21 protein-coding genes are annotated in these 23,320 nt (G+C 53.0%); 5 read left to right on the top strand and 16 right to left on the bottom strand.

Annotation, left to right across the window (positions count from 1 at the left end; genetic code table 11):
* The first annotated feature begins 130 nt into the window (after nt 1-130).
* Both ACVL1J_RS06445 and ACVL1J_RS06440 read left to right on the top strand, forming a co-directional pair.
* Nucleotides 131-1,699 carry an ATP-binding protein gene (locus tag ACVL1J_RS06445; protein WP_491665208.1) on the top strand — a complete coding sequence of 523 codons (1,569 nt, stop codon included), beginning with the start codon at nt 131-133 and terminating at the stop codon, nt 1,697-1,699.
* A 43-nt stretch (nt 1,700-1,742) separates the two neighbouring features.
* Nucleotides 1,743-2,597 (top strand): MurR/RpiR family transcriptional regulator, encoded by an 855-nt coding sequence (locus ACVL1J_RS06440; RefSeq protein ID WP_341236870.1) that lies wholly within the window; start codon nt 1,743-1,745, stop codon nt 2,595-2,597.
* Here the strand turns inward: ACVL1J_RS06440 and ACVL1J_RS06435 are convergent.
* The 5 genes from ACVL1J_RS06435 to ACVL1J_RS06415 form a co-directional block, all read right to left on the bottom strand.
* On the bottom strand, nt 2,585-3,472 hold the full coding sequence (locus ACVL1J_RS06435) for an SMP-30/gluconolactonase/LRE family protein (protein WP_341236871.1): 888 nt from the start codon (nt 3,470-3,472) through the stop codon (nt 2,585-2,587). The genes ACVL1J_RS06440 and ACVL1J_RS06435 overlap by 13 nt on opposite strands.
* A complete protein-coding gene (locus ACVL1J_RS06430; RefSeq protein ID WP_341236872.1) occupies nt 3,469-5,016 on the bottom strand; it encodes a phosphoglucose isomerase-related protein in 1,548 nt (515 codons plus the stop codon). Before ACVL1J_RS06430 ends, ACVL1J_RS06435 begins: the two co-directional genes overlap by 4 nt.
* 98 nt (nt 5,017-5,114) lie before the next feature.
* Nucleotides 5,115-5,528, bottom strand: coding sequence for an ExbD/TolR family protein (locus ACVL1J_RS06425; RefSeq protein WP_159572281.1), 414 nt, complete (start codon nt 5,526-5,528; stop codon nt 5,115-5,117).
* A 3-nt stretch (nt 5,529-5,531) separates the two neighbouring features.
* Nucleotides 5,532-6,251 (bottom strand): MotA/TolQ/ExbB proton channel family protein, encoded by a 720-nt coding sequence (locus ACVL1J_RS06420; RefSeq protein ID WP_159572283.1) that lies wholly within the window; start codon nt 6,249-6,251, stop codon nt 5,532-5,534.
* Between the two features lie 30 nt (nt 6,252-6,281).
* Nucleotides 6,282-7,004 (bottom strand): energy transducer TonB, encoded by a 723-nt coding sequence (locus ACVL1J_RS06415; RefSeq protein ID WP_491665207.1) that lies wholly within the window; start codon nt 7,002-7,004, stop codon nt 6,282-6,284.
* Between the two features lie 397 nt (nt 7,005-7,401).
* Between ACVL1J_RS06415 and bfr the strand changes: the two genes are divergently transcribed.
* Nucleotides 7,402-7,878 (top strand): bacterioferritin, encoded by a 477-nt coding sequence (gene bfr / locus ACVL1J_RS06410; RefSeq protein ID WP_159572287.1) that lies wholly within the window; start codon nt 7,402-7,404, stop codon nt 7,876-7,878.
* A gap of 100 nt (nt 7,879-7,978) precedes the next feature.
* Complete coding sequence (locus ACVL1J_RS06405) at nt 7,979-8,179, top strand: (2Fe-2S)-binding protein (RefSeq protein WP_138517674.1); 201 nt, start codon at nt 7,979-7,981, stop codon at nt 8,177-8,179.
* A gap of 35 nt (nt 8,180-8,214) precedes the next feature.
* Here the strand turns inward: ACVL1J_RS06405 and ACVL1J_RS06400 are convergent, their stop codons facing one another.
* The 7 genes from ACVL1J_RS06400 to ACVL1J_RS06370 all read right to left on the bottom strand — a co-directional run bounded on the left by ACVL1J_RS06400 (nt 8,215) and on the right by ACVL1J_RS06370 (nt 16,722).
* Complete coding sequence (locus ACVL1J_RS06400) at nt 8,215-8,964, bottom strand: hypothetical protein (RefSeq protein ID WP_341237923.1); 750 nt, start codon at nt 8,962-8,964, stop codon at nt 8,215-8,217.
* Nucleotides 8,965-9,025: 61 nt separating this feature from the next.
* The gene (locus ACVL1J_RS06395) at nt 9,026-10,201 is read right to left on the bottom strand and encodes a type III PLP-dependent enzyme (RefSeq protein WP_341237924.1); all 1,176 of its coding nucleotides are present in this window, start codon (nt 10,199-10,201) and stop codon (nt 9,026-9,028) included.
* Entirely contained in the window at nt 10,170-11,909 is a 1,740-nt protein-coding gene (locus tag ACVL1J_RS06390; protein ID WP_341237925.1) for an IucA/IucC family protein, read from the bottom strand. Before ACVL1J_RS06390 ends, ACVL1J_RS06395 begins: the two co-directional genes overlap by 32 nt.
* Nucleotides 11,870-13,075 (bottom strand): MFS transporter, encoded by a 1,206-nt coding sequence (locus tag ACVL1J_RS06385; protein ID WP_491665206.1) that lies wholly within the window; start codon nt 13,073-13,075, stop codon nt 11,870-11,872. The genes ACVL1J_RS06390 and ACVL1J_RS06385 overlap by 40 nt, the downstream gene beginning before the upstream one ends.
* Nucleotides 13,072-14,778: an IucA/IucC family protein gene (locus tag ACVL1J_RS06380; RefSeq protein WP_491665205.1), complete on the bottom strand. Its 1,707-nt coding sequence runs from the start codon at nt 14,776-14,778 to the stop codon at nt 13,072-13,074. Before ACVL1J_RS06380 ends, ACVL1J_RS06385 begins: the two co-directional genes overlap by 4 nt.
* Nucleotides 14,775-15,932, bottom strand: a complete 1,158-nt coding sequence (locus tag ACVL1J_RS06375) for an ATP-grasp domain-containing protein (RefSeq protein WP_341237928.1) — start codon at nt 15,930-15,932, stop codon at nt 14,775-14,777. The genes ACVL1J_RS06380 and ACVL1J_RS06375 overlap by 4 nt, the downstream gene beginning before the upstream one ends.
* Nucleotide 15,933: 1 nt before the next feature.
* Complete coding sequence (locus tag ACVL1J_RS06370; RefSeq protein ID WP_341237929.1) at nt 15,934-16,722, bottom strand: HpcH/HpaI aldolase family protein; 789 nt, start codon at nt 16,720-16,722, stop codon at nt 15,934-15,936.
* 210 nt (nt 16,723-16,932) lie between these two features.
* Between ACVL1J_RS06370 and ACVL1J_RS06365 the strand changes: the two genes are divergently transcribed.
* The gene (locus ACVL1J_RS06365) at nt 16,933-19,005 is read left to right on the top strand and encodes a TonB-dependent receptor family protein (RefSeq protein ID WP_341237930.1); all 2,073 of its coding nucleotides are present in this window, start codon (nt 16,933-16,935) and stop codon (nt 19,003-19,005) included.
* A 54-nt stretch (nt 19,006-19,059) separates the two neighbouring features.
* Here ACVL1J_RS06365 and ACVL1J_RS06360 read toward each other — a convergent pair whose 3' ends face one another.
* The 4 genes from ACVL1J_RS06360 to ACVL1J_RS06345 are packed head-to-tail and all read right to left on the bottom strand — an operon-like array spanning nt 19,060 to nt 23,261.
* A complete protein-coding gene (locus tag ACVL1J_RS06360) occupies nt 19,060-20,973 on the bottom strand; it encodes a c-type cytochrome (RefSeq protein WP_341237931.1) in 1,914 nt (637 codons plus the stop codon).
* A gap of 57 nt (nt 20,974-21,030) precedes the next feature.
* Nucleotides 21,031-21,321: a hypothetical protein gene (locus ACVL1J_RS06355; RefSeq protein WP_491665204.1), complete on the bottom strand. Its 291-nt coding sequence runs from the start codon at nt 21,319-21,321 to the stop codon at nt 21,031-21,033.
* Nucleotides 21,312-22,949: a PepSY-associated TM helix domain-containing protein gene (locus ACVL1J_RS06350; RefSeq protein ID WP_491665203.1), complete on the bottom strand. Its 1,638-nt coding sequence runs from the start codon at nt 22,947-22,949 to the stop codon at nt 21,312-21,314. The genes ACVL1J_RS06355 and ACVL1J_RS06350 overlap by 10 nt, the downstream gene beginning before the upstream one ends.
* 9 nt (nt 22,950-22,958) lie before the next feature.
* Nucleotides 22,959-23,261, bottom strand: a complete 303-nt coding sequence (locus ACVL1J_RS06345; RefSeq protein ID WP_491665202.1) for a hypothetical protein — start codon at nt 23,259-23,261, stop codon at nt 22,959-22,961.
* Nucleotides 23,262-23,320 lie beyond the last annotated feature (59 nt).

The raw sequence follows: 23,320 nt of genomic DNA, 5'->3' as shown, positions 1-23,320 counted from the left end.
GTTAATTAATTTAAAAACATTAATTTATCAATTCATAGAGAAGAGGGGACTTTACCGCTGTAATGTCCCCTTGTTCCCGCCGGGATGTTGGCACACTGGGCAGTAATCAATACATTGAAACTGCTCCATCTTGAACTTCGAACAGATCACCCCTGACTTACTGGAGCACAGCCCTGTTGGTTTGATGCAGATCGATCACCACGGGAAGATCCTTTCTCTGAATGCTTTCTGTGCAGACCTGTTTGGCTACACCGTACGCGAACTGCACAACAAAAATTTCGAGTTGCTGCTGCCTGCCCATTTGCGTGCCGGCCATGCTGTCCTGTTTAAAGGTTTTCTGCAGTCTTCCCAGGGCCGAATGATGGGCCAGGGTACCGGGCAAAAATACTTCCCGGCCTGTCGCAAATCGGGTGAAGAAATCATGGTTCAGATCGGCTTGAATGTGAACCGCGAGGGTGCCTGGCCCTTGGTTACTTTGGCCATTGCCGATGTCACTGAAAAAGCCAGGCTTCTTGCCGAATTGAAGCACGGCAACGAGCGTTTAAGGCACAAAACAAAAGAGTTGATGCAGGTGATTCGGCAGCAAAATCACTTTTTGAACGTGGTCAGCCATGAACTGCGTACCCCACTGAACAATTCTCTCGAAATGCTGAACCAGCTTTCCGCAACGCAACTGGATGAAGACCAGGCTGAGCTTTTTCAAGACCTCGACAAAGCCAATATTGACGTAACCCGCAGCGTGCGAATGTTGATGGATTATGCCGACAGCATGTTGGGCGATCTTCAACTGGACGAAGAAGAATTCGATTTAAGAGCCTTGTGGATTGATCGTTTGCGTTTGGTGCAGCGCGCTCACCCGGGTCAAATTCATCTGCTGCAAAGTGCAGAACAATTTGAATTTGATCCCATTGTGTTGGGCGACAAGGTCAGGATCGGGCGGATGATGCATGGCCTGATCGACAATGCCATGAAGTTTTCAGATGCCAACCAGATTCGGGTCGAAATTTCGTTTCATGCCCAGCCTGAGCCAGGATTTCATTTTCAGGTCAGCGACAACGGCATTGGCATGGCTGCCGGGCTGATTGATTCGTTAGGGACACCGTTTGCAAACCAATCGGAACGTCGCATGCGCGGTGGTGGTGGCATGGGGGTCGGTTTTTACCTCACGCACAAGTATCTCGAGATGATGAACGGTCAGTTCCAGATACAAAGTGAACTGGGCAAAGGCACGTGCGCCGGTTTTCAGATTCCGGTCAAGCTGGTGGGGCGGGCCACTGCCCAATCTATTTCCACGCAGAATCCTGAAAGCGAATTGCCTTTGAACAATTTGACGTTGCTCTTGGTTGAAGACGATCCCGTCGTTGCCAAAATCAATGCAATTCGTTTGCGCAAACTGGGTGCCCAAGTGGTAGTGGCGGGCAATGGCCAAGTGGCTGTGGACATGCTTCAGGACAAAAGTGTCAATGTGGCGGCCATTTTAATGGACCTGCACATGCCCGTGATGGACGGTTTCAGTGCCACACGCCACATTCGTGACATGGTTGAATATGTCAAAATCCCAATAGTTGCTGTCACCGCAGGTTCGCGTTTGGCTGAATATGCCCGTGCCATGGCGGCAGGAATCGACGCCTTTTATTCCAAGCCTTTTGAGCCCAATGTGCTGGTGCAGTACTTTAAGGCGCGTGGTGTCATTCGCTAGTACAATGTAATTTTATTACCTCGGGTTTTTACCCGCTGAGTGAATGAATTTACTCGATCGAATCCGCATGGCGCTGGATCAGTTTTCCGGCGCCGAGCAAGCTGTGGCTACGCTGGTGTTGAAAGACCCCAGTGGTTTTCAGAAAATGCCGGTTACCGAGTTGGCCAAACGTGCTGGGGTGAGCAGCCCCTCCGTGGTGCGGTTTTGTAGAACGCTTGGTTATGAGGGTTTGAGCGACTTCAAACTGAAACTTGCTGCCAGCATGACCGAGGGCGTGCCCTTTGTTCATCAATCGGTGCAGGTCAGTGACTCCCCTGAAATCCTGATTCAGAAAGTACTCGACAACGCAATTCACACACTGCGCACGTTTCGCAATACCGTACCCACAACGCCTATCGACAAAGCCACTCAGCTGCTTGCAAAAACCATCGCCAAAAAAGGTCGGCTGATTTTCTACGGCGTGGGCAATTCAGGGTTTGTGGCATTGGATGCCGAGCACAAGTTTTTTCGAATGGGCTGCACCGCGCATGCCTACTCCGATGGGCATTTGCAGATCATGGCAGCATCCATGTTGAACAAGGGCGATTGCCTCATCATCATTTCAAATTCGGGTCGCAGTCAGGACTTGCTGGACGCCACCCAAATTGCACGCGCAGCCGGTGCAAATACCATTGCGATTACAGCCTCGGGTTCACCCCTGGCCGATGCGGTGCAGGTTCATATACCCGCAGATCACGGTGAGTACTACGAACAGTACAGCCCCATGGTGTCGCGCCTGCTGCATTTGTGTATTGTGGATATTCTGGCCACGCAGGTGGCTATTCAATTGGGCGATTCAGTTCAGAAAAACATGGCGCGATTGAAGAAAAACCTGATCGAAAGTCGTTATGCCAAGTGAGTGGCGTCGGCAAAATTTTCGTGTAAAGCTTTAAAGCCGGTTTCGCAGGCAACAAGGCTGATGTTTTCGAAACCTGGCGCGTTGGGGAATTTCTCGTCGGCCTGTGCCGAGCACACCAACAGCACATTGCCGTGTTCACCACCAAAACACGGCATGGTGGGTTTGGCCAGTGGCAACTCAATGCTTTCAATAAATTCACCGCGCTCACTGAATCGGTCTAGTCGGTAGCCTTCCAGAATTGCAACCCAATAGCTGCCATCGGCAGAAAAGCAGGCACCATCTGGCCGTGCTGTGCCCTCAGAATATTGTTTGATCAATTGTTGATTGCTTAACTCACCTGTCTCGACCGTGTAGTCAAATCGCCAAATGCATTTGTGCCGGGTGTCGCTTAGAAAAGCCGAATTCCCCTTGGGTGAAAATGCAAGGCCATTGCCCACAATCAAATCAGCAATTTTCAGTTCTGCCTTTCCTGACTCAATGCAATACAGGGCAGCGGTCGCAGGGCTGCGTGCATCGACCAGGGTCGAAATCCAGATCCTGCCAACTGTGTCAGCCCGGCCATCGTTGAAGCGGTGTTTGCCCGAATCAAATGGTGCGTTCAGCTGATGTGTGCAGGCATCGCCTTCGATCAACCAGCCACCCTGCCTGCCCAGTGCCACCCAGGTGTCTGCTTTTGCAGTGGGCAGCACACAGCCCATTTCATCGGGAAGTTGCAAGGTGCGCAAGTTCTGTGGCTTGGGCTTGAAAATATCGTGTTGGTTTAATCGGTACAGCACGCGTTGATTGATGTCCACCCAAGCCCAGCCGCCATGCGCGTAGCGAGGGCTCTCAGCCAGGCTGCACACAGGCAATGGCAGGGCTTGCCAAGGCATCATTGCGCAGCGTTTTTCAGAAAGTGGTTAATCAAGTGCGCTGTCACCGGGTTTTCTGCAGGGGCATGGCCAGGCGGCACACTGTGCTCCAGTTGCTCGGCAATGCCTTTGCCCAGCTCAACACCCCATTGATCGAAGGGGTTGATGTTTTGCATGGCGGCCAAGGCAGCAGTGCGGTGTTCCCAGAGGCACAACAGTGCGCCGAGTGAGTAGGGTGTGAGTGAGTCGAGAAACATCATTTGAACCGGTCGGTGCCCGGGGCAAGATTTGTAATTGCTGGCCGGGTTGCCTAGTTCAGCGGGTGAGTTCAAGCGACCCACCGAGAAGGCTTCCGACTGTGCCAAAGCGTGAGAAAGCAAGACCTGGTGCGATCGCACTTCATCGTGGTCGGGTTGAACCACGGCAATCAGCTCAACCGAACTCGCAATGCGGCTTTGATGAAGCATTTGAAAAAATGCATGCTGGCCGTTGGTGCCCACATCGCCCCACAAAATTGGGCAGGCAGGTCTGTCAAGTAACTCGCCTTTGTTGTTCACGCCTTTGCCCAGCGATTCCATCCACAGTTGTTGAAGGTAGGGTACCAACTGGCCCAAGCGAGAATCATAGGGGCTCAACATCAGCGAGGCCACGCCATGCTCCAGGTTGTACAGGTCGCTCAGGGCCAGCAGGGTTGGAATACACTGGCTTGCTTTGCTTTCCAGTACATGCCCATCCATCAGGGCAGCGCCTTCCAGCAGTTCATTGAATACCAGGTTGCCATGCACCATGCGCACACCAATCGACACAGGGCCCCACAGTGAATAGCGCCCACCCACTGTTTCACTGAATTCAAATACGCGATCGGCGGCCACCCCCACTTCAATGGCCTTGTTCGGTTTGCAGGTGGCAGCGACCAATGCCTTGGCACGGTAAGCAGGGCCGGCTGCATCCAGCCATTTGAAAATGTGCTGGGCATTGTGCAGGGTTTCGCGGGTTGAAAAGGATTTGCTGGCGATGATCACCAGCGTGGTTTTCGGATTGAGTGCTGCCAGTGCAGCTTTCATTTCATGAAAATCCACGTTCGCCGCAAAGCGGATTTTCAATGCAGGCGGTTCGCCCAAATCCAGTTTGCTGAACACGTCGTTGAGCAAGCGAGGACCCAGGTCGGAGCCACCAATGCCCAAATGCAACACGCTGTCATAAGGTACATCGTCCGGTGTGGTGTAGCGCCCGGATCGAACCTGATCAACGAAGGCCTCCATGTGCTGCTGTACCTGTTTGGTCAAGGCCAGTTCATCGCGCCCATTGACCACCAAAGACACCGGAGAATGGTAGGCCTGTGCATTGCATGCTGCGCGCAGGGCCCAGTGGCCCGCTGGCCGGTTTTCCGTGCAATTGACCACTTCACCGCTGAACATGTGGTGAATGAATGTAGACAATTGTTGGTGAGCCTTTGTTTTTTCAAAGTTCAATACTTCGCTGGCGCTGTAAAGCTGCCTGTCAAGATTGATATGAATGGGACCAACACTTCGGGATAGAAAACCGGGATTCAAGGCTGATGTGTTCATGAATAAGGCATCAATAAAAAAAGGCGCTAAAGACAAGCTTTGGCGCCCAGTTTCGCACGACTTCAAGACAGAGTGTTTAATCTGTCTGAAAATTTAGATCATGGTGTGCTTTGCGGCTCGGTCATGAAGCCGAGTTTTTCAATGCCGGCACGTTGTGCAGCAGCCATCACTTGCACCACTTTTTCGTACTCCACAGCCTTGTCGCCTTGAATGCGCAATTCAGGTTGTTTTTCCTGTTGCGCCACGGCCTGTAAACGAAGCTCCAGGTTTTCGAAGGTGAGTTCTTCATCGTTCCAGTTCAAGGTGCCGTCACGCATGACGCTGAGCGTGACGACATCAGGTTTTACTTCGGTGGGTTGCTGGCTGGCCTGTGGCAAATCCACTTTCACCGAGTGCGTAATCACGGGCACGGTGATGATGAAAATAATCAGCAGTACCAACATCACGTCCACAAGGGGCGTCATGTTGATTTCACTCATTTCCTGCTGATCGTCGTAAGAATTGAACGACATGGCTTACGCCTCCTTTTTCAAGGACATCGTGCGCACTGCGGAATCTTTTTGCATGGGTGAGCCGGTCAGGAAGTAGGCGTGCAGCTGGCGTGCAAAACGGTTCAACTTGCCCAGCAATCCCTTGTTGGCACGGGTTAGTGCGTTGTACCCCAGAACCGCCGGAATGGCCACAGCCAAACCGAAGGCTGTCATGATGAGTGCCTCGCCCACGGGGCCAGCCACCTTGTCAATGCTCGCCTGGCCGGAAACACCAATGCCAACCAAGGCATGGTAAATACCCCACACGGTACCGAACAGGCCAACAAACGGCGCGGTTGAACCCACGGAGGCCAGAATGGACAAGCCAGATTGCAGTTTTTCTGCAGCTTCGTCCATGGCGCCACGCAAGGCCTCGCTCAGCCAGTCGGCCAGGCTGATTTGTCCGTGCAAGTCGTCTTTGTTGGTGCTGTGGTGGTTGACCGCAGCCTGGCCTTCAATGGCCATGTGGTGAAACGGATTGCCGGTGTCTTTGCCCAGCACTTGCAGGCCTTCAGCAAAACTGTGTGTGTGCCAGAACTGATCGACTGCGCCCACATTTTTGCGCAAGCGGTACAGGCGAATGCTGCGGGTGATGATGACGTACCACGACGCGATCGACATGATCAGCAACAACAACGCAACGCTTTTGATGACCCAGTCGCCCTGGGCCCACATTGCGGCCATACCGTAGGGGTTGTTTTCCATTTCAATAAACCTCGCTTAAATTCAATGTTCTCAGTTATTCAATACAAAAGAAACCGGCTGTACGTACCAAAACGGTATTGGTTTGTCGCCTCGCTTGGCGGGCACATACTTCCAGGTTTTCACAGCCTGAAGGGCTGCGTTGTCCAGTCGCGCAAAACCACTTGACCGGTTCAGTTTGATCTCGCCCACGCTGCCGTCGGGCAGAATGTAAACGTCCAGCAAAACACGGCCTTGCTCACCCAATCTGCGCGACAGCGCGGGGTATTGCGGGGCAGGGTTGTTCAGGTGCGCTGCATCGGTGCGGGGTGGTGTGACCGGTGCGGGGGCCTCGGGTGCCGGGGCTGCCTTTTGCACAGGTGCGGGCGGCGCAGGTGGTGCAACCGGTGCAGTCTGTTCAACGGGTTCCGGTGCCACTTCACGAACAGGCTCGGGCCTTGGTGTGGGCTTTGGCGTGGGTTTGGGCACCGGTTTGGGTTCGGGTTTCGCAACCGGTTTTGGCTCGGGCTTCGGTGGTGGCGGAACCGGCTTTGGCGGTGGTGGTGCAGGCTCAGGAGCCACCAGCACACCGATCACGCTTGGCGGTGTAATCACCGGATCGCTAATGCTCATTTGCTGTGCCGCCCAAACCAAACCCAGCACGTGCAACAGCACCACGCCGACCAAAGTCGTGGCGTTGCCAAGGGTTTGTGCGTTGTTGCTCAGCGGAGCACTCATTGGAATGGATAGGGTGTTCATCGAATCGTTTGTTGCCATTTTGCTTGCTGCCCATGGGGTGAGCAAGCCGGTGTCATGCATTCCAGTTTAGTGAATGAGAATTAATATCAAAGAGAGTGTAGCAGATCTTCACCTTTAAAACTCGACCGTCAGGTTCGGGTCATTACTCATGCAGCGCTGCCACTGAGAAGGGTCTTTCCGAGCGAGGAGGGCCTACCGGTGAGGATGCCAACTGTTGCGAAGAAGGAGATTTGCGGTAGACCCACGGCAATCTCACTCGGAAAGATTAAAACGAGAAGTGTTCTCATTATCATTTAGCTTTTTGATTTTATCAAGTGTTTTTTTAAGAAGCGCACCAGAAAAGGGTTTCAGGCGACTTGGCGCACGTTGTACACTATGGTCTTGAGTCGATTTATGAATGCAAGGGAGAAGAACAATGAAAGGTTCGAACAAGGTTATTGCGGCGCTGAATGCGCAGTTGAAGAATGAGCTAACAGCGATTAACCAGTATTTCCTGCATTCGCGCATTTTCGGGAATTGGGGTTTGGACGTGCTCAAGAAGAAAGAGTACGAAGAATCAATTGGCGAGATGAAGCACGCTGATTTGCTGATTGAACGTGTGTTAATGCTGGACGGGCTGCCGAATCTGCAAGACCTCGGCAAATTGATGATTGGTGAGAACACCCATGAAATTCTGCAAAGCGACCTGAAAATGGAAAGCGCAGCCCAGGTCACCATCAAAGACGGCATCAAGGTTTCCGAAGAAGAGCGGGATTATGTTTCTCGCGACATTTTGAAAGTGATTCTGGAAGACACCGAAGAGCACATCGATTGGCTGGAAACCCAGCTGAGCCTGATTGACAGGGTAGGTCTGCAGAATTATGAGCAGTCCATGATGGGTGTTTCAGAGTAAATTCTCTAAAGATTTTCACGATGCGTTGAAAAAACACTTGATTATAGTAATGCGAATCATTATTATTAATTTCAAGTTCAACGCATTTTGAGGTCCGCCCGTGATCGTATGCATTTGTGCCAATGTTAGCGACCGTACCATTTCCGAAGCTGTTCGCAGCGGTTGCGGGTCTGTAGACGACATCACCATGAAAACAGGTGCATGTTCAGGCTGTGGCCAGTGCCGCATGCACTGCCAAAGCGAAATTGATGCTCACAATACGCTGGTTCAGGTCAGCGAAATGAGCCAGCAAACGGTTTGATTTCTCAATTCAGTCGCTTGACTTAATTTTCCACCTCAGCTTCCAAATTTCAAAATTCTCGCTGCTGACCTAACATGGCTGGGCTCACCCAATGCTTGTTCGGGGTTTGAGCCCCTTGACTCCGTCAATCGTCTTTTCGCGGCATGCCGCGGCAACACAGTGCCTGTTTCGTGGCGAAACTGGTCGAAATAATCCAGCCAGGGTTGAACCTTTGCATTTGCTCGGGTTTGGCCTCCATATTGTTCTACGAATTCCTGATCGGTACGCCTGGCTTTGTAATCTGCCAGGCAGTCCGCCAACATGCCAACTTGCACGTCATGAATGGAATGCGGGTTGAACTGGTATTTTAGAAAATCCGGGGTGCTGGAGCAGACAATGTCTATTTTCAGGTTGGGTGCATTCTCGCGTGTCATGTGCAACACATGTGCGAAATTTGCGTCGCGTTTCAAATTCAGTTTGCCCAGTGTTTCTGGGCTGGCCAGTTCTACTCGGCGAATTGCAGTGTCATTGACAACAACATCAAGATCATGGGGAAGAGGCAGTTTGCATGTGGCGTTGGGGTGCTCAAGTGCATGAAGGTGCATGGCGGCGCTACCCACAAGGGTGTAGTTGCCGCGCCCGCCTAGAAGGGTGTCGAGGGCATGAACCAGTTTGCTCGCGTTGACGCCGGGGAGCGCGGATTCAAGGGCCGAGGCAATCTGGATAGGTAGGGCTTGGCTTGTTTGAGTACGATCTGGTGGGGAATGAGGGGACTGAGTGCGACCAACCGCTGATGAAGGGTTCATTTTGATTGCGTGCTTTAGGTTAAACGAAGTAGGTAGCCTTCTCAGCCCAAGAGTTCAATTCTCAATCCAGATAGATAGTTTCTGGCGCAGCATGCATCAAGAAATTCTGGTGCGAAATATTCCACGCATAAGCCCCTGCCAGCGTAAACACCAGGTAATCACCCAAAGCCAATTCTTGAACCGGGAGTTGGTGGTGCAAACGATCTTTTGGTGTGCACAGCTGCCCCACAATATTCACCGTTGAATTGTGTACAACCGCAGCCTGTCCGTTGCGGTGCACCCACACTGGGTGGTTGTGGCTTTGTGCCGCAGGCGTTCGGAAGTGATGGGTACCGCCTTTGCCAATCGCAAACCACTGTCCATGGCTTTGTTTCAGATCAATCACTTCCATCACGTAGTGCCCACAAAACGCGCTTACAAAGCGGCCGCATTCAAACCTGATTTGCCGTGTTTGCAGGTCGTGTTGCTTGATCAACTCATCAAGCTGACTACAAAATTGTTCCCAGTTGAACTGTTCGTCAACGCACTGGTAGTTCACGCCAATCCCGCCGCCCACATTCAACACTTTGCTGCGAATGTGCCATTGCGATTCCCATTCACGATTGATCTGAAAGTATCGTTCCATCAATTTCAAATGGTTCTCGACAGACATTTGATGCGACATGGAATGAAAATGAAATCCATCAAACTCAAGGTGTTGTGATTCTTGAATCAGCGCCAGCGCGGTGCCAAGGTCGCTGGGGTCGAGCCCAAAGGGGGTGGCTTGACCGCCCATTTGCAGTTTGCTGCCCGCGATACCGTCGAGCGCAATATTCATGCGCAGCATGATGGTTTGGGTTTGAGAGCCGTTGGCGCAAAGCGTGGCGAGGCGTTTCAGTTCAGTGAGACTTTCCACATGAATACAGGCCACATGTTGGTTCAGTGCCTGTTGCAAGTCTTCGGTGGTTTTACCGGGGCCACCAAAAATCAGGGGTTTGCCAAATTGCTGCTCATTCAAGTGGGCCAGCTCGCCCGCCGATGCGGCTTCAAACCCGTCAACGTGTGGGGCCAGCGTGTTTAGCAGCCGCACATCGGGGTTGGCTTTGGCCGCGTAATACAGTTGGCAGTTTTGCGGAAGGTGCTGTTTCATGCGTTGTGCATGCGTGGCCAGGGCAGGCAGGTCGTACACGTAGGCACACCAGGGTGATGTGCCTGAGCTGGCTTTTTCAGTAAGCAGTTTCTTCAGTTTGTTTGTCATGGTGTGCAATCAAAGGATGTGAAAGAAATGTGTAGTCTGAAAGGCGGTCTGCCTTTCTGAATAAACGTGTTTTAAGATTGTTTTTCGATGCCAGTGCATGCCCTTGCAGCAAATCGGAAAGGGCCTGTGGTTCACCCAACCCATGGAAAATGTTTTGCAACAATGTTGCAAGGTGTTGCCAGGCGCGTTGTTCCAGGCCCGGGGTATGCTGGCAGGCGTGGAAAATCATCTCGGCAATGTTGTTCACGAGCAGGCAATAACTGACTCTTTTCCAGCCCTGGTCTGCGGAATAATGCACCGAAGCAATCGCACGTTCCGAAAGGTTTTTCAGGCGTTCATGGGGCCAATGTTGCGGAATCAGCTTGGTGCCTTCCAGGTCGCGGATCCATACCTGCACGGGCAATCCGTTTGAAGTGGCCAACACCGTGTTTTGCAAATGCGGTTCAAGCACTACGCCATGTTTAAACAGCAAGGTTAGCGTGCTGGGAACCAGCAGTTTGAAGTAACACTGTAACCAGTTCAGGATGAATTCAGCCTTGCTTGCACCCTGCTGTTCGGCCTGTTCGCCAAGTCGCTGTGCCAGTTGACTTTCACCCGAGTTGTTCCAGGCGGCAAGCGATCCAGCCATGTGAATATCGCTGTGCTGGGTGCGAAGTTGTTCCCTGAAAATAATTCCGAAGCTTTCCTGCAGGTTGACGGTTTCCTCGATGCTGGCGGCTGTGTCGGTTTGGTTCAGGTTCAGTGTGCAGGCCGACGGTTCCCGCAACATGCGAAAGCCAGGGTGCCTGTATTCAACCTGTTCAAAGGTGGGTGCAAGTAATTCAGTCATTCCCACTGCACTTTCAAGTTCGTACCATGCATTTTTGCGAATGCAGTTGGTCAGGCGAACATGAATGGAGCATTTCAAAAACACATCGAGTTCAGGGTGATACAGCGTGCGCACCGACGACGTGGGCCATACCACTTTGCCCAAAGGGCCAAGGTGGCGAATCAGTTTTTTCTGGTTTGCCTGTTGATAAATTCTTGAGCTCAGAACAAGGTTCACTTCCCATGGGTGGCAAGGGTACAAACCGCCACGCCCTGTTAGCACTTCAGACACTTTGTTGATCACTGGCTTCCCCAGTTCTTGCAGCAGGGCAGGATCAATGTCAAACCAATGCAACTGGAAAGCGGCGCCCACTTCTGGTGAGCAGTTCATAAGTTCGTCGGGCTGGACACCCGAGCGGCTTTTCGGACTCGGGTGAAACGGGTGCCCCCACAGCAAGGACTGTTCGGTGTGTTGCAAGGCGTTCAGGTAAGGCACTTTGGTGCTGTTCAAAAACCTTTGCATGTTCTGCAGGCTATTGTTGATCTGCGCCTGCAATTCGACGTTTGGTTCGGTTTGGGTCAGCATGGCCATGTGTTCAAGCAGGGCTTGAATGGCCGCTTGCGTACTCAGTACTTGCCATGGTTTTCCCATGGGTTTGGCAAACAGTTTTGAGCCCAGTTTGATCTGGTTCAATGCGCCCCGTGCCTGTACCTTGAAAGCGATTTTCAGCACGGGGTAGGCTGTGCGAATTCTTACGGTTTCGCCTTCCAGCAGGTCGCTTTGCAAGGCCTTGGGCAAGTCGCCCTGAGCATGCCAGTCGACCAGTTGATGCGGCACTGCAAATTCGCGCAGGTAGCAGTTCAGCAGGTGGTTGAGACTGTGGAGTTCAGCTTGAGACATTGGCGTGATCCTGTTTTTTGAATGTGATAAACAAGTGGCATGGCAGCAAGGCTTGCCACGGCGGAAAGCAGAAAAGGCGAAGCGAGGGTCATGTGGCTGACTGCAAAACCGGCACCAATGCCTGCGGCCACACCGGCCAGTTTTCCGACGCTATCGAGTGAACCAAACCAGGCGCCGGCGTGCGCGGCCTGAAATGATTTTGCAACCAGTTGGTGAATGCCGTGGTAACCCATCCAGATGCCAACGCCAAACAAAATGCGTGCTCCTGCCAACGCCAACTCGTTGCTGAATTGCCACTGAATGCATGCGGCAGTCGCAAGCGTCAACATGCTGAGTTGGCAATTGAAGGCCCAGTTTGGAAAACGCTTTTTCAGCAGCGGTTGAAGCAGTAAATAAACAAGGTGGGGCAGTACGTACAGCAGGGCAATGGCTGTTGTGCTGGCAATGCCGGGGGCCGCATAGGGAAGAAAGTACGGGAATGTGACCACCATTGCGAAGCAGAACAGGGCTTGCAGACTGCACACGGCCAGCGTCGATGCATATTGATCTGGCGGGTTTGTTTCATTGCCAATGGCGTCTTTTTTTACCGCCGGGTTTAAGTGTGCCGAGTTCGATTGGCTCGAGTCTTTGGGCAATGTGAAGGCATACAGTGCACCCAGCATGGGGAGAGCTGCCAACACAATGTACAGTTGTTGCAACTTGAGATACTCAATGCCAACAGCCAGCACCAATGGCGCAGTGAGCAGCGCCATGCGCGCGCTGAACTGTGTCCAGTTCAATGTGGCTGCCAGGGTTTCACGCGGCATGGTGGTGGCCAGATAGGAATTGGCCGCAGCCAGCGTGCCGCCCATCAGGCCTTGCAGGGTTAATGCCATGACCAGTTCGGGCACTGAAGTGGCAACACCGACCCACACGAACGCGATGGACAAACCAGCCAGTGCACGAATCAACGAGAAACGCCGGCCAAACCGGTCAGCCACTTTGCCCCACAGCGGGCCGCTGAGTGCGGTCAGCAGTGTGGGCCATGCAAATACAAATCCGATCCATGGGCTGTTCGATGGCAGCCCCAGATCGGTGAACAGCAAGGGCAGGTAAAGCGGCATACCCAACACTGTGAATGCGGCCAGAAAATGGCAGAACAGCACTGCAAGCAAGACACGATTCATGGCAGGTCTCGCAAGGGGTTGGGGCCAGTCATGCCGTAAAACTTGTTCACGTCGCGTGCTCCGCACTCTTGTTTGCTCAACAGGCTCGCGCTTTGCAACAGGTACTTCACAGGATGCATGCGTGAATACAACAACAGCTCGCTGGCCAGGTCGGTGTCGAATCCCTCCTTGCGCAGCTTGCCCAGGGTGTGTTCAATGGCCTTGCGCAATGTAAGCAAAGCTTGTTGGCGATTCAGGGCACCACTTTGGGCGAGCCCGTCGAGCACAGCAAGCAAGTTCAGCTGCAGGGTGATGGTGATAAACATGTGGGCAAGCGGTGCCTCGTCGTTCACCAGAATGCGGGCGTCTTGCAGGTCGTGCACATTGTGCCCGTGGCTTGCAGCGGCTGTTTCAAAGCGACTTGGCCACAAACGTGCCGCGTCGTTGTCTTTCATCACAAGCGTGGGTGGTTGCCCTGGGCGTAACGACAGCACCGAATTTTGTTGATTCGATTCCAGCGCAATGCCATGTTGAATCCACAAGCGAAGGTGCACGCCAATCATCAGTGTGCAATAGCTTGCCCACCAGCTTTGCAAGCCTTGTCCTTGTTGTTCCAGGTACTCAAGCAGATAAGATTTTCCGCTGGGCATGGGGCTGCACAACGTGGCCACGGTAGCCAGTGTTTCATCGGGCAATTCTGCCGGGTACAGGCGGTGTAAAAAACCTGCGGTGTTCAGTTGTTTGTAGCAACCGGTGAACGATTCATCCACGTGTCGGTACAAGCCTTTGATTCCTTCATTGGTTTGTTCGATCGACGCAAGCGCCCGGGCAAACCAGTCGCCATCCCTCAGGGTCGATGGCTTGATGTAGCGAATATTTTTCTGGCCCAGTGTGGCAATCGGCATTGGTAGTTTGAGGTGTGAGGCGGGGTGGTTCAGCACGGCCACAGTGCGCACCGACAGCGTGGGTTTGACGGACAAATACGTGTGTGGTGCTTCAATGCTTTCCGGGATGCCCTGTGCTATTGCAGCGCGCATCATGGGGTGAACCGGCAGCAATGTGTGTGTGGTGCAAAGTGACTGTGGCAGACCCACCTGTGCCAGTGTGGGCCACCACACGGGTTCAGTGCCTGTACTTTCAAATTCGCTTGCAGGCACGGCAAACCAGGCCAGTTCAAACGTGGGGTTGAACTCGGGTGAATAGGCCTTCAGTTCGCTGGTGTCCATACCGAATTTTGCACGGGCGGTGGGGTAATACGGATGATCCAGAAAACTGGCCATTTGATCGGCGTGCAGCATGCGCTCGGCCCAGTTGCGCGGGCTGTCATTAAAGTTCAGTTGGTGCTGCTGTTCTGTGTAGGTTTGATCACACAGCACGGTTTGATCAATGGCCGCTTGCACTTCAAGCTCATAATTTCGGTACAGGGCAGCTGAATCTTCGGGCAAGCCTTGCGCCAGAAAACGGATCCATTGCCTTGCGCCTTGTTGCTCAACCCACTGACCGTTTTGACGTATTTCCCAGTGGGGGTTGGTGGCCCGGTGGGTTTGCATGCTGGGGCTTTCTTTCACTTCAATTCTGCAGGCGGTGGGCAGGTGGTCAAACACCAGAAATGTGCGGCCTTCGTTGGATTCAATACGTCCCAAACTGAGTAGGTTACGAACGTCTTCCCGCAGGCAGGCATTGATCAGTCGTAGCGCAATTCGCTGGTTGTGCAGTGTGTTCATTGAACGCTCCAGGGATTGCACTTGTAGGTTTCACTTTGTAGTTGTTGCAGTTCGATTTCGGAATCGGCCTGGAAGGTGAACACGCCAATGTAGTCTTTGTTGGAGTGGCTGATTTGTAAGGTTTCCCCTTCCTGTTTGATTGCCCGGTATTGAACCTTTCCATTGTTTTCAATGCGTGGTGCCAGGCGCACAGTGCCTGGCTTGGACGCAACCAGGTAATTGATTTGTGCGTAGGTCGGTTTTACATGTGGCACGTCAATTTCCTGACCAAGGTGAATTTGTAAAATGGATTTGAACCAGCCTTGTTCCACAAGTTGATCAAGCAGAAACTCGCGGTTGTCGCCAATGCTGCGGTAGTTGATTTCCACCAAAACCGGGCCACGCGGAGTCACGATGAATTCACTGTGGCAAGCGCCCAGCGCCACGCCAAATTGCGCAAGAATGTGTGCCATGTGCGTGCGCCATTGCCGCGTGTGCGGGCCATTCCATTGCGCCGCAGTTTCAACAAAATAGGGTGGGTTGGACAGGCTGACGTCGAACCCGCCGATGGTGTGCAGGTGTTTGCCATCGCCCAGCGTTTCAAGCGTGATGAGCGGGCCGTCCATGAATTCCTCCAGCAACACGCTTTGCGATTCATCAATTTGTGCAAGATATTGATTGAGCTGTGCGGGCGTGTCGACGCGAACCACATCCATGGATGCCACACCTTGTGTGGGCTTGACCACCAAAGGGAAAGGCCATTCCATGTTTACCGGATCGCCGCGGCGAATTGTTTGACTCCAGATGGTGGGCAGGTGAAGCGATTCAAGCCTTTTTCGCATCCAGTGTTTGTTTTTCGCGTGGTAACAAACCTGCCAGGGTTTTGCAGGAACACCCAACAGCGAGGCCACCAGCGCGGTGCAGGTTTGAAGGTGATCGCTATTGGAGAATACGGCCCGGGGTTCAATTTTCAGTGCGGCGATCAGGTCAATTACTGCGATTGGGTTGAACACATCGCATTCATGAATGTGTACATTGGTCAGCGCTTGCTGGTGTGCATGGCCGTGGTCGGTCAACACAATGACGTCGTGCCCCAGCGATTGGGCTGCTGGAATGAATCCATCGACAATCGCATTGTTCAAAACATGGGTCAGGAAAACAATGGTGGGTTTCAATTCAGGCTCCTTGAGGGGCGGGCTGGGGTGTGTGGAATGGTTGAAGGTTGTTGCGCAGTGTTTTGCTGAAGTGGCTGCGGTCTTCACCACACAGAAAAAGAGTGCAGCCCAGTTCTTGCCAGTGTCTCTGTTGACTCGGTGTTCGTGGATTCGGGCAAAAAGGGACATTGGCTTGAACGCAAATTTCATGCATGTTGTTCAATGCTTCGAACGTGGCCGGGTGCAAGGGGCTGGGTCCAAGGCCCAGGTTCAAGGCAAGGTCTAATGCACCCTCCATGACAAAGCTGACCTGCCCGGTGGCCAGCATATCGGGCAGGGCAGTCAAGCCACTTTGGCTTTCAATCATGGGCACGAGCAAGATTTCCTCGTTGGCCCGCGCAATGTAGTCACTCAGGGCAAGTTGTCCGTAGCCGGTGACCGTGCCACCTGTAATGCCACGCTTGCCCAGCGGGGGAAACTTCATGGCCTGCGCCAGTGCATGAATTTGATCGGCAGTTTCGGCACGTGACAACACAATGCCCATGGCCCCGGCATCCAGCACCTTCCCGATGAAGTTGGGGCGGACTTCTGCAACACGAACCAATGGCATGCAGCGGTGGTGTCGACAGGTTTGAATGCATTCGCGCAAGGTATTTTCATCGAGTAGTACGTGTTCGGTGTCGATGATGACGAAGTCGTAATTGCACTGGGCAATCATGTCGACGATCAGCGGAGAGGGCAGGGAATTCAGCAAGCCCAGCCAAGGTGACTGGTTGGGCTTTGGCTTGGTCAGCGGGGAGGATTGGATCATTCTTTAATTTAGTAAATGAGAATGATTTATATTAGCATTAAATAAAATAAAGCTTCAAAAGATTTAACAATTCATCGCTCGAAATGGGTACTGGCGCATGAATTCTTTTGCTTATTGAATAAAAAAGTTGGTTTTGGCAGCGGGGTACAACAAACTAATGGTAAAAATAAAGATAATGAGAACGATTTACATTAACTAAAGGAAATTGCAATGTACTCTTTTGATGGTCGTGCTGACACACGCCAACGTCCCCTTGTTTCCCCGCTTTCCATGGCAGTTGCCATGGTTTGCCTTTCATTGGGTAATGCAGCCTTTGCTGAAACCCTGGCACCGGTTACCGTGCAATCCGACTGGTTGGGCCCACCCACTGAGGAAAGCGTAAAAACCTACACGGGTGCGCGCACCGTGCTTGAAAAAGAAGACCTTGAAGAGCGTGGTGCATTGAACCTGGAAGATGCATTGCGTCGTGTGCCGGGCGTTCAAGTGCTCGATGAGACCGGTACCGGGATTTTGCCCAATATTGGCTTGCGCGGCTTGAACCCCTTGCGCAGCGAGCGCATTCAAATTTTGGTAGACGGGTACCCGATTGCCATTGGCCCCTACACCAACGTGGGCTTGTCGCTGTTCCCGGTTACCTTGCCCAGCCTTGAGGCGGTGGACTTGGTGCGTGGCGGTGCGGCTGTTCATTACGGCCCGAACAACGTGGGTGGCGTGCTGAATTTGGTGACCAAAGCCATTCCAGCAAAAACCAGCCAAACCTTCCGCGAACGCCTGCAAATTTCTGAAGAAACCGGGAATATGTTGACCGACACCTACTACCGCATTGGTGGTTTTGTTCGTGAAGATCTGGGTTTGCAATTTCAGGCGAACATTGTGGATGGCAAGGGCCAGCGTGATCGTTCCGACACTGAAGTACGTAACTTTATCGTGGATGGCGAGTACTACCTGAACGCCAACAACGATTTCAAAGCGCAGTTGCAGTACTACGAAGTGAAGGCCGAGTTGCCGGGAGCCTTGAGCCCGACAGCGTACGAGCAGAATCCGAACCAGTCGCAAAAGCCCTTTGATGCGTATGACGCCGACATGTGGCGTGGCACGTTCACCTGGAACCATTCGTTTTCAGATGACTTCAAGTTGACCTGGCGCAACTTTGCACACCAAGCCAACCGCACTTTCTTCTTTAGTCAGTCGGCCACTTTCTCGGATGACCCGGCACAAACGCCAGCGTTTGTTCTTGATTCTCCGCGTGTATTCAGCGTACATGGCACAGAGCCACGTTTCACCAAGCAGATCGGCAACCACACGGTGATTGCAGGCGCACGTTTTGTTGAAGAAGATGTGCGCTTCGACGTAAGCCGCACCACACTGGCAACTGGATCGGTCAACCCGTTCCGTCGCTGGGACTTTACAACCAAAGCCATGGCGTATTACGTAAGCGACACCATCGCCTTGATGGATGATCGTTTGAAAGTAACGCCCGGTATTCGTTATGAAGATGTTGAAACCCGTTACCGCGATTTGAACACAGGTACGGAATTTCAAAACAACCCGGATGAATGGTTGCCTGGCTTGACCGTGGGCTACCAGGCCACCAAAGACGTGTTTGTGTTTGCCAATGCACAACGTTCACTGGTACCAGTGCAAACCGCGCAGGTTACACGGGGTGGCGATGTGGGCAATGAAACAGCTGAGAACTACGAAATTGGTTCGCGCTGGCAAATCAATCCCCAAGCCAATATTGCAGCGACCCTGTTCCGTGTGGATTACAAAGATCAAATTGTTTTCGATACAGGTGCATTCCGCAACCTTGGCGAAACACGCCAAGAGGGTGTTGAACTGGAAGGCCGCTGGAACCTGAACAGCCAAACCGAGTTGGGCATGAGCTACACCTACCTGGACACCGAGCAGTTGTCTGGCGCCGACCAAGGCAAAGAGTTGCGCAATGCGCCCACGCACCACCTGGGCTTTGATGCTGTTTACAAGTTCGACAAGTGGACAGCCAATGCCAATGCTTTGTATGTGTCTGAAAGCTTCAGTGATTCAGCCAACACGCAAGCCGAAACTGCCAACGGCAGCGCGGGTGAATTGCCAGCCTATACTTTGGTGAACATGCGCGTGGGTCGCGATTTCCCGATTGGTCAGGGCAGAAACATGAACCTTGGTTTTGGTATCAACAACCTGTTTGATGAGCAGTATTTCTTCCGTGGTGTGGATGTGAGCACAACTGGCCGCGTGCCAGCACCAGGACGTATGTTGCTGGTTGAAATGCAGGTTGATTTCTGATCACGACGTACCCAGTGAAAAGCCGGTGGTGAAGCAATTCATCACCGGCTTTTTTTATTGCATGCCCCGTTGCTTGTCGATTTCGACCGATGCAACACCACTGGCGCTGTTGCCCCAACTTCGCCGAATGTAAGTAACAACCGCCGCAATGTCGGTGTTGCTCAGTTCCACACGGTAGGGTGGCATGCCGTGCGGGTAGGGTGCACCCTGCGTGCTGGGTGAAAAGCCACCGTTGAGCACCATTCGAATTGCATTGACCGGGTTGGGGGCAATTACATTGACATTGCCAGCCAGTGCAGGGAACTGGTTGGCTTTTCCCTCGCCTTGTTTGCCATGACATTCTGCGCAGGTGTTGGCGTAAATATTCTCCCCGCGCTGCATGAGTGGTTGCAGGGTGCGCTGGCCAAGACCTGTGCTTTCATTTTCGGAAGGTGCTTGCGCAGGCAGGCTTTTCAGGTAAACCGCCATGGCATTTGTGTCGCTTTCAGTGGCAAATTGCAAGCTGTGCGCGATCACTTCACTCATGGGGCCGTAAGTGGCTGCATGGCGATTAACTCCACTTTGCAAATAGGCGGCAATGTCGCTTTCACTCCATTTGCCCAAGCCATGCTCGGGGTGATTGTTTAAAGCGGGTGCAAACCAGTTCAGCACCGGTATGGTGGCACCACTTAAATTCAATTTGTCTTTCAAGCCACCCAATGTGTTGCGGGGGGTGTGGCATGCCGCGCAATGGCCTGGGCCGCTGACCAGGTAGGCACCGCGATTCCACTGTGCGCTTTGCTGGGTGTTCGGTTTGTATTCACCTTCAGTGAAATACAGCGCGCGCCACACTGCCAACAGCGGGCGTTGATTGAAAGGAAACTGCAATTCGGGTTCGGGCGTTTTTTGCACAATTGCGGGCAGGCGTTTCAGGTAGGCGAACAAATCGTCTACCTCGGCCCGACTCATTTTGGTGTAGTCGGTGTATGGAAACGCCGGGTACAGGTAGTCGCCATTTTTGGAAATGCCGCTGTGCATGGCTTTGTAAAAATCATCGGCGGTCCAGTTGCCCAATCCGGTTTCAGGGTTGGGGGTTAAGTTGCTGCTGTAAATTGGTCCAAACGGCGTTTCGATTGCACGACCACCGGCAAATGGTTTCTTGGGGTTTGCAGTGTGACAACCGGCGCAATTGCCGATGCGCGCCAAATAGGCGCCCCGCGTTTCTTGTGCCGACAGCACATTCAGCGCAATGGGTTCGGGCGACACAGTGCCAAGGTTTGGCGCGGCTGTGGTGGTGTGCGTACCGCACTTCAGCGGAAACTGAATGCTGTTGGCCGGTGCTGCTTTTGAGTTAGGCGGCACAGCCTGGGCTGCCAAATAGGAAGTGGCTGTGTTCAGTTCCGCCGGGCTTAATGCTTTGACCAAGGCATGCATACAATCGGGGTCGGCGGCCTTGCGCTGCCCATTGCGCCATTTGCCCAATTGGGCATTCAGGTAATCGCGCGGCAAGCCGATCAAACCGGGTGTGTAGGGTTCAACACCAGTAAGCGCCTGCCCGTGGCAGGCTGCACATGCAGGTATTTTCCTGGACACAACACCGTCGAATACCAGGCGTTTGCCTTGTTCCAGTTCGCTGGGGCTTGCCGTTGTTTTGGCCGGTGCAGGGTAGGGCGGGTTTTGTGCAGCAAAGTACCTGGCCATTTGCAGCAGGTAGTCATTCGACAAATGTTGAACGATTCCATTCATCGCCGCATGCTGGCGGCTTCCATCGCGAAATGCGATCAACTGGTTGTACAGATAGCCTTCTGGTTTGCCCGCAATGCGCGGGTAGTAGCCTTCCGCGCTGGCGCGACCTTCCGCACCGTGACAGGCCACACAGGCTTGAACGCGACTGGCCATGTCCGTTGCAAGAGCGGACCCATTGGTTTGGGCGTTGGTGGACAGGCTGGCTAGCAGTAAAAGGGCGGCGGTAGCAAAACGGGTGATCATGAATACAGCTCGTGTTGGATATCAGGCGATTATACGCCGACAACACGAAGTGCCCTTTTAACTTGACCGGGCAAGTACCCATGTCGATAGCACAGCCAATGCCGCTGCGGCCATTACCCAAAGCACCAAGCCAAAACCAATGCCCTGAACAAGGACCATTAGGGTTGCGCTGATCAGCAAGGCAAGAACACCTGCAATGCGACGCAGCATAATTGTTCGCAGCCCGATTGCGTTGCAGCGCCCAGCCCAACGGCGATGGCGAAAGTGGGCCTGTTGGGACAGTGCAATGGACAGCAAACCAAAAAACAGAAGTGTCAAGGCCAACGCAAGCTGCAGTGTTAGTTGCATTTCAAGGCCTCGCTGTGTGCAGGCTGCCTGGCTGCAGACTTGATCACAACTTTGCGAGCCGTGTAAATGCCGCTTGCAACCATGATGAGCAAACCAATATCGATGGCCAATGAATTCATGTCCCCTTGGCGAATTGCTGCGACCATGCCACCTGTGTTGATCTGGTTCAGTAACCAGGCCAGAGCACACAGCACGGTGAATGCCACCGTGGGCTCAAACCACTGGCTGCTTCGATGGGCTTGCGCATGGATTTGTAAATGCCGGCCTTTGCGGGCGTTGACAAAAGCCCAGACAATACTGCCAACCCAGACCCCATAAAACACCCAGGTTTCCACTGTGGCGCGGTTGTTGAGGTGATCTGGAATAAGCTGGTTGGCCACCAGAAAAGCCGCGGAGGCGATCATCATGCCCAGTGTGCCGCCCACAGTCAGCGCTTGAACTACGGTAAACCCGGGCAGCTTTTTCTTGTGGTGTTGAACACGGCGTGCTTCAAGCCAAAACAGAAAACCGGTGTGAATCATGACGCAACCGAGCAAGCCGCCAATCACGTACAGTACGCGCAGCGCTGCGTGGTCGAATTGAATGAAGTGAAGGCCGTTGATCCAGTGCGTAAACCCCTTGATGGGTTTGGGTTCGTGGGCGTGGAGCAGCGCACCGGTGTGCAGCAGCAGTGTGTCTGCGTGGGTGCTCATCGCAATGCTGCGTGCGGGAAATACCCTGCGAATTTCAAGCGTCGCATTGCTGTCGGTCAGGTTGCGAATGTTGATGGCGTCGGCACGTGCTGGTTCGCCCAAGGCTTGGCTCCATGCCGCTTCCCGTGCCTGAACAAGCGCAGGCACACTTTTTAATGCGGCAAGCTGTTGATCGGTGTTTTCAATAAAGCCACTGGCTGGCAAATTGATAAAACCGCTCATGGCTTTTTGTGCAGCGGCCTTGTCGTTGTCAAATGCAGCCAGTGTGGCCCACGGAAAATAGATGGAGAAGAAAATCAACAAACCTGTGAAAGTGATGATGAAATGAAACGGCAGTGCCACCACGCTGCTCAGGTTGTGCAAGTCGAGAAGACTGCGCACCGTGTGCTTTTTGGGGCGAAACACAAAGAATTCAGCCAGCAGTTTCCGATGAAGCACAATGCCGCTGATGAGCAGGGCCATCATGGCCAGGCCTGCAATACCCAGCATGAAATAACCCACATCTTTCCACGCAATATTGAACTTGTAGTGGAAGGGGAAAAAGAAGCCGCTGCCCCCCAAGGTGTGTTCATTGCTGACCACCTTGCCAGTGTCGGGATCCATGAAATAGGCTTTCAAGCTGCGATCGGGTTCAACAATGCGGATCAATGTCATGGGCGTGCGCTCGGTAGGCAGGCGCAATCGAATGTTGTCGGATTCGGGCGCCAGTTCACGCGCTTTCATCAACACGGCTTCAAGTTGTTGCGGGCTCAGTGTGCAGCATTCACCGGCTATGCTGCGGCTCTCGGGGTGCATCCAGCGATCAAATTCCCGGTCAAATACCGTCAGTGTGCCCATCCAGAAAACGGCGAACAACAAAAAGCCAATGAACAGGCCAAACCAGGTGTGAAACCAGGCCATGTGTTGGCGAACGGATGGGGCTTTGTGCTTGCTCACTGCAATGATTCACCAAGGAAAATAAATCACGATAGCGCACAGCAAGCCAAACAGAAGCCCTTTGGCGCTTAACCAGGCCAGGCTGCGGGTGCAGTAAATCCAAAGCATCCAGCAGGGCATGGCAAGATAAGCCAGCAACAGGCTCAGTGTCATCGCTTCGCTTTGTTCCATGCCAGCATTGAACAATAAAATAGCCATGGCTGCAGCGAGCAGGTTGGCCAAGGCCAAGCCTGCAGGAAAGGCCAGCAGCAGGCAATAAATTTGCCGACTACTGATTTTCAGCCATTGAATTTTAGAAACGGTAGTTTGCACTGAACACCACATTGCGTTCGACGCGGCCCCCGGTTTATCAACGCACCGGGGATTTGCGC

Source organism: Limnobacter sp. G6BE5S (genome assembly GCF_058448965.1).
The sequence above is the reverse complement of the archived record's forward strand: the minus strand, read 5'-3'. Positions and strand labels throughout refer to the sequence as shown.

Bases quoted from the DNA above. Each gene is read 5' to 3' on its own strand.
- ACVL1J_RS06440 (WP_341236870.1), top strand. From the start codon at position 1,743: ATGAATTTACTCGATCGAATCCGCATGGCGCTGGATCAGTTTTCCGGC.
- ACVL1J_RS06435 (WP_341236871.1), bottom strand. From the start codon at position 3,472: ATGATGCCTTGGCAAGCCCTGCCATTGCCTGTGTGCAGCCTGGCTGAG.
- ACVL1J_RS06430 (WP_341236872.1), bottom strand. From the start codon at position 5,016: ATGAACACATCAGCCTTGAATCCCGGTTTTCTATCCCGAAGTGTTGGT.
- ACVL1J_RS06425 (WP_159572281.1), bottom strand. From the start codon at position 5,528: ATGTCGTTCAATTCTTACGACGATCAGCAGGAAATGAGTGAAATCAAC.
- ACVL1J_RS06420 (WP_159572283.1), bottom strand. From the start codon at position 6,251: ATGGAAAACAACCCCTACGGTATGGCCGCAATGTGGGCCCAGGGCGAC.
- ACVL1J_RS06415 (WP_491665207.1), bottom strand. From the start codon at position 7,004: ATGGCAACAAACGATTCGATGAACACCCTATCCATTCCAATGAGTGCT.
- bfr (WP_159572287.1), top strand. From the start codon at position 7,402: ATGAAAGGTTCGAACAAGGTTATTGCGGCGCTGAATGCGCAGTTGAAG.
- ACVL1J_RS06400 (WP_341237923.1), bottom strand. From the start codon at position 8,964: ATGAACCCTTCATCAGCGGTTGGTCGCACTCAGTCCCCTCATTCCCCA.
- ACVL1J_RS06395 (WP_341237924.1), bottom strand. From the start codon at position 10,201: ATGACAAACAAACTGAAGAAACTGCTTACTGAAAAAGCCAGCTCAGGC.
- ACVL1J_RS06390 (WP_341237925.1), bottom strand. From the start codon at position 11,909: ATGTCTCAAGCTGAACTCCACAGTCTCAACCACCTGCTGAACTGCTAC.
- ACVL1J_RS06385 (WP_491665206.1), bottom strand. From the start codon at position 13,075: ATGAATCGTGTCTTGCTTGCAGTGCTGTTCTGCCATTTTCTGGCCGCA.
- ACVL1J_RS06380 (WP_491665205.1), bottom strand. From the start codon at position 14,778: ATGAACACACTGCACAACCAGCGAATTGCGCTACGACTGATCAATGCC.
- ACVL1J_RS06370 (WP_341237929.1), bottom strand. From the start codon at position 16,722: ATGATCCAATCCTCCCCGCTGACCAAGCCAAAGCCCAACCAGTCACCT.
- ACVL1J_RS06365 (WP_341237930.1), top strand. From the start codon at position 16,933: ATGTACTCTTTTGATGGTCGTGCTGACACACGCCAACGTCCCCTTGTT.
- ACVL1J_RS06360 (WP_341237931.1), bottom strand. From the start codon at position 20,973: ATGATCACCCGTTTTGCTACCGCCGCCCTTTTACTGCTAGCCAGCCTG.
- ACVL1J_RS06355 (WP_491665204.1), bottom strand. From the start codon at position 21,321: ATGCAACTAACACTGCAGCTTGCGTTGGCCTTGACACTTCTGTTTTTT.